Origin of the sequence: Haemophilus sp. SZY H68 (genome assembly GCF_018829685.1) — a bacterium.
Taxonomy (GTDB): domain Bacteria; phylum Pseudomonadota; class Gammaproteobacteria; order Enterobacterales; family Pasteurellaceae; genus Haemophilus; species Haemophilus haemolyticus_K.
The window spans coordinates 87098-101040 of record NZ_JAHKKB010000002.1; the positions used below are offsets into that span (position 1 = coordinate 87098).

Here is a 13943-nt window from a genome sequence, read left to right on the forward strand (position 1 = left end):
ATAAGAAAAGCAAAAATGAAATTAGTTCCCTTTCATAAATTTGCTCTTATGTGTGTGAATTGACATAAGCAATCCAAAACTTGCCATAATAGCGACATATGACGTCCCGCCATAACTAAATAATGGCAAGGGAACACCTACCACAGGCAAAATACCACTTACCATTCCAATATTCACAAACACATATACAAAGAAAATTAGCGTCGTTGCGCCCGCTAAAATACGACCAAAAGAAGTTTGCGCATTTACAGCAATCATTAAACCTCGCACTATAATAAACATATAGATTACCATTAAAATGAGGAAACCGATCATCCCATGTTCTTCACCCATTACCGCAAAAATAAAATCGGTATGAGGTTCGGGTAAAAACTCAAGCTGAGATTGCGTACCCTGCATCCAGCCTTTTCCCCAAAGGCCACCAGACCCAATCGCAATCTTTGATTGTAAAATATGATAGCCAGCACCGAGAGGGTCTTTTTCTGGGTCCAATAATGTGAGAACGCGAGTGCGTTGATAATCGTGCATTAGATATAGCCACATGATCGGAATAAATCCAGCTAAGCCAATCACTGCAGCTAAAATCAACCACCAACTCATTCCAGCTAAAAATACTACAAATAAACCTGACGCACTTACCAAAATTGATGTACCTAAATCTGGTTGTATAGCTACAAGTAAAGTCGGAATCATAATCATTGCAATCGCAATAAATGTTTCACTTAATTTAGGTGGAAGTGGACGATTACCTAAATACACAGCGACCATTAATGGCACTGCAAGCTTCACAATTTCAGAGGGTTGGAAACGAATAAAACCAAGATCGAGCCAACGTTGAGCTCCTTTACTTGTCGTACCAATCGCATCCACTAAAACTAACATTGCAAATCCAATTAGATATAAATATGGTGCAATACGTTGATAAAACTTAGGTGGAAATTGCGCGATAATCAGCATGACCATAAATCCAAGCGTCACTTGTATAATACGGTTTTGGAACATGGTTTCACTCGCCCCAGTGGCACTATAAAGCACAAGCATACCATAAGCTGTTATTGCAACTAAGCCAATAAAAAGCCAAAAATCAATATGCAAACGTTGCCATACACGCAACCAGAAAGGGATTTTATCTTCCATTTATCTGCTCGCCCTCTTGTGGTAAATCTTCTTTTTGCTGAATATTTGCATTATATTTTTCAACTTGTGGTAAACGCTGATTTAAATAGTAATCCATCACTTTACGCGCTAACGGTGCGGCATTACTTGAACCACCACCCGCATTCTCTAAAATAACTGTCACAACCAATCTAGGGTTTTCATAAGGCGCATATGCAGTAAACCATGCGTGATCATGTAGTTCTTTTTTCAATCCCGCCGCATTGTATTTTTCATTTTCTTTGAGACTAAAAACTTGTGCCGTACCAGACTTACCCGCAACTCTATAATTAGCACCGGCAAATGCCTTTCGTCCAGTGCCAGCAGCAGAATTAACAACATTATACATTCCACGTTTTGCTGCATCCCAATAATTTTGTTTTGGCTCACTAATATCAGGATAAATCAATGGATCTTTATAAGGTGATAATTCTGCACCTTCAATAGCTTTCATTAAATGTGGTGTATTTACTTTACCGTTATTGACTAATATTGCTGTTGCTTTTGCTACTTGTAACGGCGTAGCAGTCCAATAACCTTGCCCAATACCAACTGAAATCGTATCACCCAATACCCAAGGACGTTTATAGCGTTTTTGTTTCCATTCACGACTTGGCATATTGGCAGCCGCTTCTTCCTGAATTTCAATGCCTGTTGGCATGCCGAAACCAAAGCGTTTCATCCATTCCGAAAGACGGTCTATCCCCATATTATGAGCAACTTGATAAAAATAAGTATCGGATGATTCTGTAATCGCCTTATTTAAATCCGTATAGCCATGACCTGATTTTTTCCAATCGCGAAAACGTTTTGAGGTATTCGGTAAAATCCAATAACCTGGGTCAAAAATGGTTGTATTTTGCGTAATCACATTTTCAGTTTGTGCGGCTACGGAAATAAAAGGTTTCACTGTAGAAGCGGGGGGATATACACCCTGTGTAGCCCGGCTATACAATGGACGAGCTGGATCATTTAATAAACGTTTATAATCTTTAGATGAAATGCCATCCACAAAAAGATTATTATCATAACTCGGTGTCGAGACCATTGCTAACACGCCACTATCTTTTGGATCTAGAACAATAATTGCACCTTTTTGCCCAGATAAAAGCTCCGTAATATAGCGCTGTAATTCTAAATCAATGGTGAGATGAATACTTTTTCCTGCTACAGCTGGTTGTTCTCGTAATTTACGAATTACCTTTCCTCGGTTATTAATTTCAACCTCTTCAAATCCCGTTACACCATGTAAACTATCTTCATAATAACGCTCAATACCTAATTTTCCCATATCACTCGTTCCCGAGTAATTAGCAAATTTTTCCTCTTTTTTCAGGCGATCTACATCTTTATCATTAATTTTTCCCACATAACCTAAAATATGCGTCATAATCTCGCCATATAAGTAATAGCGTTTGAAATAAGGACGTACATCTAAACTCGGATATTGATAGCTACTCACTGCAAAACGTGCGATTTGTTCTTCTGTTAAATTCGGTTTCAATAAAATAGGCGTGTAACGCGTTCCGCGGCGACGTTCCTTTTTAAAATTTTCAATGTCATTATCCGTTAATCCCACAATGTAGCGTAATTCATCTAAAGTGCGGTCTAAATTTTCAGTTTTTTCTGGCACAATGTATAAACCAAAAAAAGTAAGATTTTCGGCTAATAATTTACCGTAACGGTCATAGATTAAGCCACGCGTTGGAGGTAAAGGTAATAATTTAATTCGGTTACCATTAGAACGCGTTTGGTAAGTATCGAAATTAACAATCTGTAGCTGATAAATATTAGTGAATAACACCCCTGTTAGTAGCAAAATCCCGAAAAAAGCCACTAAAGTTCGGCGTGCAAAAAGGTTACGCTCCGCTTTTTTATCGCGGAACGGCTCATGAGTTGAAGTATTGAAGAATCTTTTTAAATTCATCTGACTAAAAATGAGGATTTATTATTCTCGGTGATAAGGATGATTAGTGGTGAGTGACCATGCACGATACAAACTTTCAGCCACCACAACACGAACAAGCGGATGAGGTAATGTCAATGGTGAAAGCGACCAGCTTTGCTCTGCAGCGGCTTTACATTCAGGTGAAAGTCCCTCTGGCCCCCCAATCAACAAACATACATCACGGCCATCGTTTTTCCAGGCTTCTAATTGCTCGGCTAACTGTGGTGTGGTCCAAGGTTTACCTGGAATATCTAACGTCACAACTTTGCCTTTTCCACAGGCAGCTAACATCGCTTTGCCTTCTTGTTCTAAAATGCGTTTAATATCAGCATTTTTTCCACGCTTGCCTGCTGGGATTTCAATCAGTTCAAAAGGCATATCTTTTGGAAAACGGCGTTGATATTCCTCAAAACCCGTTGTAACCCAAGAAGGCATTTTTGTTCCGACAGCAATTAACGTGAGTTTCACAAGTCATCCTTATCTAAAAAGTGCGGTTATTTTTCACCGCACTTTACTAAAATTTACGCCCAAAGTTTCTCTAATTGATACATTTCACGCGCGTCACGTTGCATGATATGTACGATTGCTTGACCAAGATCCACCACAATCCAATCTGCAGTATTTTTACCTTCTTCACCAAAAGTTTCAAAACCTGCTTTTTTACATTCTGTAATTAAATTATCTGCCATTGCAGAAACTTGGCGGCTCGATGTACCCGTGCAAATAATCATATTATCCGTAATCGATGATTTTCCACGTACATCAAAATGTACAATATCTGTTCCTTTTAACCCATCTAAGGTTTCCATCAAAAATTCAACTAATGCCATTTTGTTCTCGCTTCGCAATAAAAGTGCGAGATTCTATCATTGAATACCCTCTCACGCAAAATCCACACAAAAAATAAGCGCGAAATTAACCGCGCTTTTGTTTGTATAAATTGAACTTATTTTGGCTATGCTGCCCACAATAGCACAGCTAATAACTGCGGCGACATTATCCGCAAGAACATCACCAATGGATACACAGTGGCATAAGAAAGTGCTGCTGCACCGTTATCTTCTTTAATTTCATTAGCAAATGCTAAAGCTGGAGGATCTGTCATGGAACCGGCAAGTAAACCACAGATTGTAAGGTAATTCAGTTTGCCATATAGACGAGCCAAAATACCGGTAATCATTAATGGAATAAAGGTGATAAAAATACCGTATCCCATCCATTCAAGGCCTGAGCCATTCAATAATGTGTCAAAGAAACTTCCACCTGATTTTAAACCTACCACTGCCAAGAAAAGAACAATCCCTATTTCACGCAATGCCAAGTTAGCGCTAGGTGGCATAAACCAGTAAAGTTTACCAATCGTACCAATTCTCGCTAAGATCAACGCAACCACCAATGGTCCGCCAGCAAGCCCTAATTTTAACGCAACAGGGAAACCTGGAATATAGAATGGAATCGAGCCAACGAGCACCCCTAAGCCAATACCGATGAAAACAGGTAACATTTGCACTTGAAGCAATTTTTGTTGTGCATTACCAATTACGGAAATAGCTTTGTTTAGCACATCGGTATGCCCTACCATATGAAGTACATCACCAAATTGTAAAGTTGTATTCGCTGTTGGCACTAATTCAATACCAGCACGATTCAAGCGAGAGATCACCACACCATATTTTTGATGAATACCCAAAGTGCGGATCTTTTTACCTAAGACTTTTTCATTAGTAACCACTACGCGTTCGGCACGAATCTCTCCACTATAAGAGAATGTTGGCGCATCTACCTCATGACCAATAATCAAGCGCATTTTTGAAAGAGCAGCATCATCGCCCACTAATTGCAAAATATCATTAGTACAAATTTCTGTGCTAGCCTTTGGAACGATTTCCATATCATCGCGTTTTAAACGTGAACATACGACTTCTTCATCACTAAATCCTGGAATTTGAATTAACGTAAGACCATCTAGATTTTGGTTCGTCACTTTTAAAGAAATATTATGTAAACTTTCTTTTTCTTGACCGCTCTCCACATTAAAACGTGCCGCTTCATCGTCCACTTTAACTTTAAAAAATAAGCGGATTAACCACATTGCAAGCAAAATACCACAAATCCCGAATGGATAAGCCATCGCATAAGACATCCCCATTGTCACTGTAGTTTGTTGCACGCCAAGTTCAGTCAAAATTTGCTGACCGGCACCAAGGGCTGGCGTGTTAGTTACCGCCCCAGCATAAATACCAAGTGCAATATCTAACGGAACATCCGCAACCTTATGCACAATCACCGCAGCAACAGAACCCAGAACAACGATTAAAATAGCAAACGCATTCAGTTTTAAACCTGATTTTCTTAAAGATGCAAAAAAACCAGGCCCAACTTGGATCCCAATCGTATAAACGAACAGAATCAGACCAAATTCCTGCACAAAATGCAGCGTACGCGCATCTAGTTGCAAGCCATATTGATTGGTGAAATGAGCCACAATGATGCCGCCAAACAGCACACCACCGATGCCAAGCCCAACCCCACGGATCTTCCAATGCCCGATCCATAAACCGATTACGGCAACGAGGGCAAGAAGACTAATCGTGATTGCAATATCACTCATATTGACCCCTTAAAAATGGAATTTAACTCTTTTGGATTGTATCCAAGTTGTTTTTTGAAAACCTCAACCAAACTCAAAAAATGCTACGTTCGTCACATTTTTTCTTGCGAAATTAAGCATAGACTCTACAATACCGAAAGTTTTGCCCCTTTTACAAAAAGTGCGGTTATTTTTCACCGCACTTTTATCTCGGATGGAATATTTATGGATTACGGCCAAGAAGCCATTACTTCTCTTATTTGGATTTTACAAACGCTAGCTATCACCTCAGTCGTCTTTAGTTTTGGCATTTTTCTTTTGGTACGTTTTACCCAATGGGGAAAACAATTTTGGATGTTTGCAGGTGGCTATCTTTCACCTAAACGCAGCATAAAACCTATCCTATTCTTTCTGCTTATTGTTGCGATGACATTACTCAGTGTGCGTATCAGCCTTGTACATTCTGAGTGGTACAAAAATATGTACACATCATTGCAAGAATTTAATGAACATGTATTTTGGCAACAAATGGGCTTGTTCTGCGTCATTGCCGCAAGTTCTGTTTCTGCGGCATTAGTAAGCTATTATTTAGAGCAACGTTTCGTCATCAACTGGATTGAGTGGCTTAACGAACAGCTTGTTGATAAATGGATGGCACACCGAGCCTATTACAAAACACAGTATTTATCAGAAAACCTAGATAACCCCGATCAACGTATTCAACAAGATGTCCAATCTTATGTAAAAACCACGCTTTCTTTAAGCACTGGAGTCATTGATGCGGTCACCTCGATGATCTCTTACACGATTTTGTTATGGGGATTAGCGGGTCCAATGATGGTACTTGGCGTGGAAATTCCACATATGATGGTGTTCTTAGTGTTTGGCTATGTCATTTTCACTAGCCTCATTGCATTTTGGCTCGGTCGTCCATTAATCTCTTTGAATTTTATTAATGAACGCTTAAACGCAAACTATCGTTATTCTTTAATTCGCATAAAAGAATATGCCGAAAGCATTGCTTTTTATGCAGGTGAAAAGGTAGAAAAAAATCAGCTTTATCAACAATTCAATTCTGTCATCCATAACATGTGGGTAATCGTATTTAGAACACTAAAATTTTCAGGATTTAACTTAGTTGTAAGTCAAGTTTCTGTTGTTTTTCCGTTGTTAATTCAAGTTGGACGTTACTTTGAAAAACAAATAAAACTCGGTGATTTAATGCAAACTTTACAAGTATTTGGAAAATTGCACAGCAATCTTTCATTTTTCCGTAATACTTACGATAGTTTTGCTGGGTATAAAGCGACACTCGATCGTTTAACTGGTTTCAGCTATGCCATTGAAATGGTTAATCATGAATCGCAAACACAAATACACAATCACCCTACAGATGTGATTTTCAAAAACTTAAGTGTTAAAAATCCATTAGGTCACACACTGGTAGAAAATCTCAACATTACGCTACCGCAAGGAAGTAGTTTACTCATTCAAGGAAAATCTGGTGCAGGAAAAACGACACTTTTACGAACAATCGCTGGACTCTGGAGCTACGCAGAAGGTGAAGTGAGTTGCCCAACAAACAGTCAACTTTTCTTATCGCAAAAACCCTATGTGCCACAAGGAAATTTGATTTCAGCATTAACTTATCCCAATAAGCCAGACAATATTTCACATACACAAGCGATAGAAATATTAAATAAAGTGCAACTAGGACATCTGGCTGAACAATTAGAAAAAGAACAAGACTGGACGCGTATTCTTTCGCTTGGTGAGCAACAGCGTTTAGCATTTGCGCGTTTGATTCTACACAAACCTGCTGTCGCCTTCTTAGATGAAGCCACCGCAAGCATGGATGAAGGTTTAGAATTTGCGATGTATCAACTATTAAAACAAGAGCTACCAAAAACCACGCTAATCAGTGTTGGCCACCGTTCAACACTGAAAGCGTTACATCAGCAACAACTGATTCTGCAAAATAAAGGCCAATGGCAGCTAATGTAAAAAACACGAAAAACAACTGTAATTTCAACACATTTTTTGATACATTTAGCACAATTTTTGCGTGCTTAGCGATGAAATAATTTCACTTTTTCAGCTAAGCAAAATTAACTCTGATTTTTGAATAGGATAATTATGTTATTTAAAAAAATTCGTGGACTTTTTTCAAACGATCTTTCTATCGACTTAGGTACTGCAAACACATTAATTTATGTAAAAGGTCAAGGTATTGTCTTAGATGAGCCTTCGGTTGTTGCAATTCGACAAGACCGTGTTGGTTCACTAAAAAACATCGCGGCTGTAGGTAAAGAAGCAAAATTAATGCTTGGGCGTACACCAAAAAGTATCGCTGCTATTCGCCCAATGAAAGATGGCGTAATCGCAGATTTCTTTGTTACAGAAAAAATGTTGCAATACTTTATCAAACAAGTTCACAGCGGTAATTTTATGCGCCCAAGCCCTCGTGTACTTGTCTGTGTGCCTGCTGGTGCAACACAAGTAGAACGTCGTGCAATTAAAGAATCCGCAATCGGTGCTGGTGCGCGTGAAGTATATTTAATTGAAGAACCAATGGCAGCCGCAATCGGCGCTAAATTACCTGTTTCTACTGCAGTTGGTTCTATGGTAATTGATATCGGTGGTGGTACAACTGAAGTCGCTGTTATTTCCTTAAACGGCATCGTATATTCTTCTTCAGTTCGTATCGGTGGTGACCGTTTTGATGAAGCGATCATTTCTTATGTTCGCCGCACTTTTGGTTCTGTTATTGGTGAACCTACTGCTGAACGCATTAAACAAGAAATCGGTACAGCCTACATTCAAGAAGGTGATGAAATTAAAGAAATGGAAGTGCATGGTCATAACCTTGCTGAAGGTGCGCCTCGTTCATTCACCTTAACCTCACGTGATGTGTTAGAAGCTATTCAACAGCCATTAAATGGTATTGTTGCAGCCGTTCGAACCGCACTTGAAGAATGTCAACCAGAACACGCGGCAGACATTTTTGAGCGAGGTATGGTGTTAACTGGTGGTGGTGCACTATTGCGCAATATCGATATTCTCCTTTCTAAAGAATCGGGAGTACCTGTTATCATTGCTGAAGATCCATTAACCTGTGTTGCTCGCGGTGGTGGTGAGGCATTAGAAATGATCGATATGCACGGTGGCGACATTTTTAGTGACGAAATTTAATTTAGAACAAAAATAAAAAGTGCGGTTAAAAATGACCGCACTTTTCCTTTTAATCTTTTTATCTCAACGTAGGACGCTTAATGAAGCCTATTTTCGGTAAAGCCCCCCCGCTTGGCATTCGATTATTATTAGCTGTAGCCGCTTCCCTTTCTTTAATCTTGGCTGATGGTCAAACTAATTCAATGACTAAAGCTCGTAGTGCCATGGAAACTGCAGTGGGTGGACTCTATTATCTTGCCAATAGCCCTCGTACAGTATTAGATGGGGTATCAGATAATTTAGTGGATACCAATAAATTACAAATCGAAAATAAAGTATTACGCGAACAATTGCGTGAAAAAAATGCCGATTTACTCTTACTAGATCAACTCAAAGTCGAGAATCAGCGTTTACGTTTATTATTAAATTCCCCTTTACGCACCGATGAATACAAAAAGATTGCTGAAATTTTAACTGCAGAAACAGATATTTATCGTCAACAAATTGTTATTAACCAAGGCGAAAAAGACGGTGCTTATGTAGGTCAGCCTGTAATTGATGAAAAAGGCGTTATTGGTCAAATTATTTCGGTGGGCGAGAACACCAGCCGAGTACTACTCTTAACTGATGTCACTCATTCTATTCCAGTACAAGTTCTACGTAACGATGTTCGTGTCATTGCGAGTGGTACAGGGCATACCGATGAGCTAACTCTTGATAATGTACCTCGTTCTGTGGATATTGAAAAAGGCGACTTACTTGTAACGTCTGGTCTTGGTGGTCGTTTCCTTGAAGGCTATCCAGTAGCGGTTGTACAAAGCGTTTCACGCGATGGTTCCAATTACTTTGCGACAGTCAAAGCTAAACCTCTCGCCGCCCTTGAACGCTTGCGCTATGTACTACTGCTTTGGCCAAGCAATTTAGATATGTCTAAAGTAAAATCTATGTCTCCAGAAGAAGTGCGTAATTTAGTGCAAAAACGTTTAGAAAGCCAAGCGAATGAAGCTGATTACAAAGTAAAAAAAGCCCCGTTAACAGACGATAATCTTCAGGAAAATAAGGATAAATCAACGGTTGAACCTGAAATTCCAACCGATGTACCGCAAAATGAAGAAGCTGTACCGTCAGAACAACAAGAACATAGGGAAGAAGACTAATGCAAACTCGCTTTATTTTACAATGGCTCACTATTTTTAGTTTCTTTGTGGTGTCATTAGTGCTAGAACTCGCACCCTGGCCACTTGGTTTTCAAGCATTTAAGCCTGCTTGGTTAGTTCTCGTTTTACTTTACTGGGTTCTAGCTATTCCAAATAAAGTCAGTATTGGATGGGCATTTTTATTAGGACTTGTATGGGATTTAATTCTAGGTTCCACATTAGGTATTCATGCCCTAGTCCTTTCTGTGACAATTTATTTTGTTGCAAAAAACTATCTCGTACTGAGAAATTTATCGCTTTGGTTTCAAAGTCTTTTAGTGATTGCGTTTGTGTTTATTGTCAGATTAGCTATTTTCTTAGTCGAATTCTCCCTACATACCGCATTTTTTAACTGGCAAGAAATCTTTGGGGCTTTAGCATCGGGAATACTATGGCCATGGGTATTTTTATTAATGCGTAAAATGCGCCGAAAAGTTAAATTACATTAAAAAAGAGAGATAAATATCTCTCTTTTTTTATGACTTACGAGTATCTAAAAAACTAATTCAACTGCTTGTTCGCATCCATTAAAGAATCACATTCCCAGCCAATATACTCTCCCGAAAATTGACCAGCAAGTTTTTCAAAACGTTCTACTTGTTCAAAAATTTCACCATTATCTAATGAAATTTCTTGCTCTAATTTCACCAAGAAATAAGGCTCATCATCTTCATTAAACTGAATCGCTTGCGCAGAATATTGTAATGTCGTGAAAGAATAATCCCCTAAACTAAGCTCATCCATAAAAGGGAACATTTTCTCTTCTTCATCAAAATGAAAACTATGCTCCACTAGATACGTATCACTTAAATCACGACCTTTATTTTTCAGTAAATCAAGTAACTCTTCCGTTGCATTTAATTTAATCTCTAATGGAGAAGCAAGCAAAAAGTCAAAATAAGTATCCCAACTTAAATCCTTTTGTACATTAATATCTTTAACAAAATCAATTTGTTGTAAGGTTTCTACTACAAGATTTTCATACTCACAATAAAAATGCATTTTAGCTTGGGCATTACAAATAAAATGTCCGGCAAAAAATACATTCGGAAGTGCGGTTAATTGCGCCAGAATTTTAAATACACGATTAATTAACTTATCGTATTCAACTTCTGAGGGCAAACCGGTTTCATCATCTGCCTTATAAGCGATAGTGAATTGCACTATTTTATCGAGATCTTTGCCGTGATATTTTTCAACATCTTCAATATTTGCGGTAAACACGGCAGGCATACCATTCACGGTAGAACGATAATTCTGCCAATTTGCCATATCCATTTCGCTTTCCTATTTAAATTCAGCCCAAATCGGTGCGTGATCAGAAGGTTTTTCCATAGCTCGAATATCCAATGCAATGCCCACATCGACACAGCGTTCAGCCAATTTTTGACTTACTAAAATATGATCAATTCGTAAACCTCGATTATCATCAAAACCTTTAGAACGGTAATCAAACCACGAGAATTTATCATTTGTTGTTGGGTTCAGCTTACGGAAACTATCTTCTAATCCGTAATCGTACAAACGTTGATACCACGCTCGTTCTTCAGGTAAGAAAGAGCATTTACCCGTGCGTAACCAACGTTTACGATTTTCATCTCCGATACCAATATCTAAATCACTTGGGCTAATATTCATATCCCCCATAATTAAAATAGGATTCGATTTGTCGTGTTCTTTTTCTAAATATTGTTGAAGATCTGCATAAAATTTCTCTTTAGCTGGAAATTTAGTCTCGTGCGCACGGCTTTCCCCTTGAGGAAAATAGCCATTAATTACGGTCAACAAACCAAAATCAGTTTCAAGATCAGCCATAATAATGCGTTTCTGCGCATCTTCATTGTCTGTTGGAAAACCACGACGAACCGCTTTAGGTTCTTGTTTAGTCAATAATGCTACGCCATAGTGACCTTTCTGACCATGATGAAATACGTGATAACCTAAGTTTTCTGTAATTTCATAAGGAAAAGCCTCGTCAGCAACTTTAATTTCTTGCAAGCCGATTACATCTGGCTGATATCTTTCAATAATGGCTTCAAGTTGATGTGGTCGAGCACGTAAACCATTTATATTAAAAGAGATAAATTTCATTTTTGTTCCTATTAAAGAGTAAAATTGTCTTTATTATACAGAGATTTCTATTTTGATAAAAACGGCTTTGCCAGATAAGCCTTAATTTGCTCAAACACACTGGATTTAATCCAAAATTGACCTTGAGACGGTAAACAAGTTACCGAAATAAAATCATTCAAATAATCAAATTCCACTTGGGCAGCATGCAAATAAGTGCGGTCAATTTTTTCAGTGTTTTTACCATAAAGTCCATCGCCTAAAATCGGACTACCTAAACTTTTCATGGCAACACGTAATTGATGCGTTTTCCCCGTTTGTGGTTTTAAAATAAATAAACGTAAATTAGGCTCACAGCTTACACTTGCAAAACGCGTAATTGCGGGATTGTCTTTTGTTTGGCAAAGTTTCCATGCGCCATCTCGAGCTTTCTTCATATCCCCGATAATCAAACCTTGTTTCTTTTTAGGCTTTTGGTTACTTAATGCCAAATACGTTTTATGAATTTTATGTTCAGAAAAAAGTCGTGAAAATTCAGCCGCACTTTCAGCATTCAGTGCCAAAATTAATAGCCCCGAAGTCACTTTATCCAAGCGATGAACTAGCCATACTTGAGGCACATTCAGTTGTTTTGCAACAAGTTCTGTTAAGCCTTGTTCTTCTTGATCTTTATGAACGCTAATACCTTCAGGCTTATTGATAATAATAAAATCGCTACGTTGATAAACAACCTCGATTTTCATCAGACTTGCTCCTTTTTGTAAATTTTATTTTTACCGAGAACAATATCTTTCACCGAGCTAAGTAATTCCTGTTGAATATGTGAGAGCTTTGGTTTTTCATTTAATTGAAATGCTAATGGGCGACAAAGCTCCATTGCTTTCACGCCTAATCTAGCAGTGAGCAATCCCACGCCGATTCCTTGAGCTATACGCGCAGAAAGTTTTGCTGTCACATCTTGAGAAAGCCAATCCATTCCAATATCTTGTGCCACTTCGGTTGCCCCAGCAAAAGCGATATTGACCAATACCATTCTTAACAATCGAATACGTGAAAAATACCCTAATTCAATTCCATAAATCTCAGCAATCTTATTCATTAATCGAAGATTTCTCCACGCAATAAAAAACATATCCACCACAGCAAGCGGACTAATCGCGACAATCACTGCTGATTCAGCGGCCATTTTACTAATCAATTTTTTAGCTTGTATATCAAAAGAAGACAAAACATTACGACTGAATAAATGCGTAATTTCTTGCGCTGAATAAGCTTCATTTAATTGGTGTTGCCATTGAATTACCGATGGAGAATCATTTTCCAAACGTAGACATTTTGCAATATCTAAGCAAAGAACTTTACTTTTTTCTGCGTTATGAACAGAAAAAACATCACCATTTTTTACCGCACTTTCTAACCAAATCTGCTGACTTTGTTGTTGCAATTGCTCACGTTTTTTTAAACGAACTAAACGTCGCCACTCACCAATAATCTCTTTAATACCCAATAAAATGACAATTAAACTGACTAAAGCAAAAGCAAGATAAATCCATTGATGTTGTTGATAGCTATCCCAAATCCACTGCACGGATTGTGCAACTGTCGCCGCACCAAATAAAAGTGCGGTAAATTTTAATAAAGTTTTTCCAAAACCTGATTTTGGTTTCAGTGCCTGTTCAAGTTGAGCATCAAGTAATTCCCCTTCCAAGGATTCATCCAGCTTTGTTTCTACATGATGAAACTCTTGCTTAGGCTGATATTGTTCTTCCTCAACGTTGACTGCGTGTTCAAAAATTTGTTTTTCCATTGCCTA

General features: G+C 38.3%; 13 protein-coding genes. 4 read left to right on the forward strand and 9 right to left on the reverse strand.

The genetic code is table 11. The features are described 5' to 3' along the window. Positions 1–21: 21 nt before the first annotated feature. The 5 genes from rodA to KP712_RS04330 all read right to left on the reverse strand — a co-directional run bounded on the left by rodA (position 22) and on the right by KP712_RS04330 (position 5714). Positions 22–1137 carry a rod shape-determining protein RodA gene (gene rodA, locus KP712_RS04310; protein WP_111407512.1) on the reverse strand — a complete coding sequence of 372 codons (1116 nt, stop codon included), beginning with the start codon at positions 1135–1137 and terminating at the stop codon, positions 22–24. Further along, positions 1127–3082 carry a penicillin-binding protein 2 gene (gene mrdA, locus KP712_RS04315; RefSeq protein ID WP_111407513.1) on the reverse strand — a complete coding sequence of 652 codons (1956 nt, stop codon included), beginning with the start codon at positions 3080–3082 and terminating at the stop codon, positions 1127–1129. The genes rodA and mrdA overlap by 11 nt, the downstream gene beginning before the upstream one ends. A gap of 21 nt (positions 3083–3103) precedes the next feature. After that, entirely contained in the window at positions 3104–3571 is a 468-nt protein-coding gene (gene rlmH, locus KP712_RS04320) for a 23S rRNA (pseudouridine(1915)-N(3))-methyltransferase RlmH (protein WP_111407514.1), read from the reverse strand. Positions 3572–3624: 53 nt separating this feature from the next. After that, positions 3625–3933 (reverse strand): ribosome silencing factor, encoded by a 309-nt coding sequence (rsfS, locus tag KP712_RS04325; RefSeq protein ID WP_005635481.1) that lies wholly within the window; start codon positions 3931–3933, stop codon positions 3625–3627. A 125-nt stretch (positions 3934–4058) separates the two neighbouring features. Beyond that, positions 4059–5714, reverse strand: a complete 1656-nt coding sequence (locus tag KP712_RS04330) for a putative transporter (protein WP_111407515.1) — start codon at positions 5712–5714, stop codon at positions 4059–4061. 204 nt (positions 5715–5918) lie between these two features. On the opposite strand from KP712_RS04330, the gene KP712_RS04335 reads away from it, so the two are divergent. From KP712_RS04335 to mreD, 4 genes are all read left to right on the forward strand, one after another. After that, entirely contained in the window at positions 5919–7697 is a 1779-nt protein-coding gene (locus KP712_RS04335; RefSeq protein ID WP_111407516.1) for an ABC transporter ATP-binding protein/permease, read from the forward strand. Positions 7698–7829: 132 nt separating this feature from the next. Further along, positions 7830–8885: a rod shape-determining protein gene (locus KP712_RS04340; protein WP_111407517.1), complete on the forward strand. Its 1056-nt coding sequence runs from the start codon at positions 7830–7832 to the stop codon at positions 8883–8885. A gap of 80 nt (positions 8886–8965) precedes the next feature. Next, complete coding sequence (gene mreC / locus KP712_RS04345) at positions 8966–10021, forward strand: rod shape-determining protein MreC (protein ID WP_065265279.1); 1056 nt, start codon at positions 8966–8968, stop codon at positions 10019–10021. After that, a complete protein-coding gene (mreD, locus tag KP712_RS04350) occupies positions 10021–10509 on the forward strand; it encodes a rod shape-determining protein MreD (RefSeq protein WP_111407518.1) in 489 nt (162 codons plus the stop codon). Before mreC ends, mreD begins: the two co-directional genes overlap by 1 nt. Before the next feature lie 52 nt (positions 10510–10561). Here the strand turns inward: mreD and KP712_RS04355 are convergent, their stop codons facing one another. The 4 genes from KP712_RS04355 to KP712_RS04370 are packed head-to-tail and all read right to left on the reverse strand — an operon-like array spanning position 10562 to position 13937. After that, positions 10562–11338 carry a TIGR01619 family protein gene (locus KP712_RS04355; protein WP_111407519.1) on the reverse strand — a complete coding sequence of 259 codons (777 nt, stop codon included), beginning with the start codon at positions 11336–11338 and terminating at the stop codon, positions 10562–10564. Between the two features lie 9 nt (positions 11339–11347). Then, positions 11348–12151, reverse strand: coding sequence for an exodeoxyribonuclease III (gene xthA, locus KP712_RS04360; RefSeq protein WP_111407520.1), 804 nt, complete (start codon positions 12149–12151; stop codon positions 11348–11350). 47 nt (positions 12152–12198) lie between these two features. Continuing rightward, positions 12199–12873, reverse strand: coding sequence for a TIGR01621 family pseudouridine synthase (locus tag KP712_RS04365; protein ID WP_215770604.1), 675 nt, complete (start codon positions 12871–12873; stop codon positions 12199–12201). Continuing rightward, positions 12873–13937 (reverse strand): YcjF family protein, encoded by a 1065-nt coding sequence (locus KP712_RS04370; RefSeq protein WP_215770605.1) that lies wholly within the window; start codon positions 13935–13937, stop codon positions 12873–12875. Before KP712_RS04370 ends, KP712_RS04365 begins: the two co-directional genes overlap by 1 nt. Positions 13938–13943 lie beyond the last annotated feature (6 nt).

Bases quoted from the DNA above. Each gene is read 5' to 3' on its own strand.
- rodA (WP_111407512.1), bottom strand. From the start codon at position 1,137: ATGGAAGATAAAATCCCTTTCTGGTTGCGTGTATGGCAACGTTTGCAT.
- mrdA (WP_111407513.1), bottom strand. From the start codon at position 3,082: ATGAATTTAAAAAGATTCTTCAATACTTCAACTCATGAGCCGTTCCGC.
- rsfS (WP_005635481.1), bottom strand. From the start codon at position 3,933: ATGGCATTAGTTGAATTTTTGATGGAAACCTTAGATGGGTTAAAAGGA.
- KP712_RS04330 (WP_111407515.1), bottom strand. From the start codon at position 5,714: ATGAGTGATATTGCAATCACGATTAGTCTTCTTGCCCTCGTTGCCGTA.
- KP712_RS04335 (WP_111407516.1), top strand. From the start codon at position 5,919: ATGGATTACGGCCAAGAAGCCATTACTTCTCTTATTTGGATTTTACAA.
- KP712_RS04340 (WP_111407517.1), top strand. From the start codon at position 7,830: ATGTTATTTAAAAAAATTCGTGGACTTTTTTCAAACGATCTTTCTATC.
- mreC (WP_065265279.1), top strand. From the start codon at position 8,966: ATGAAGCCTATTTTCGGTAAAGCCCCCCCGCTTGGCATTCGATTATTA.
- mreD (WP_111407518.1), top strand. From the start codon at position 10,021: ATGCAAACTCGCTTTATTTTACAATGGCTCACTATTTTTAGTTTCTTT.
- KP712_RS04355 (WP_111407519.1), bottom strand. From the start codon at position 11,338: ATGGATATGGCAAATTGGCAGAATTATCGTTCTACCGTGAATGGTATG.
- xthA (WP_111407520.1), bottom strand. From the start codon at position 12,151: ATGAAATTTATCTCTTTTAATATAAATGGTTTACGTGCTCGACCACAT.
- KP712_RS04365 (WP_215770604.1), bottom strand. From the start codon at position 12,873: ATGAAAATCGAGGTTGTTTATCAACGTAGCGATTTTATTATTATCAAT.
- KP712_RS04370 (WP_215770605.1), bottom strand. From the start codon at position 13,937: ATGGAAAAACAAATTTTTGAACACGCAGTCAACGTTGAGGAAGAACAA.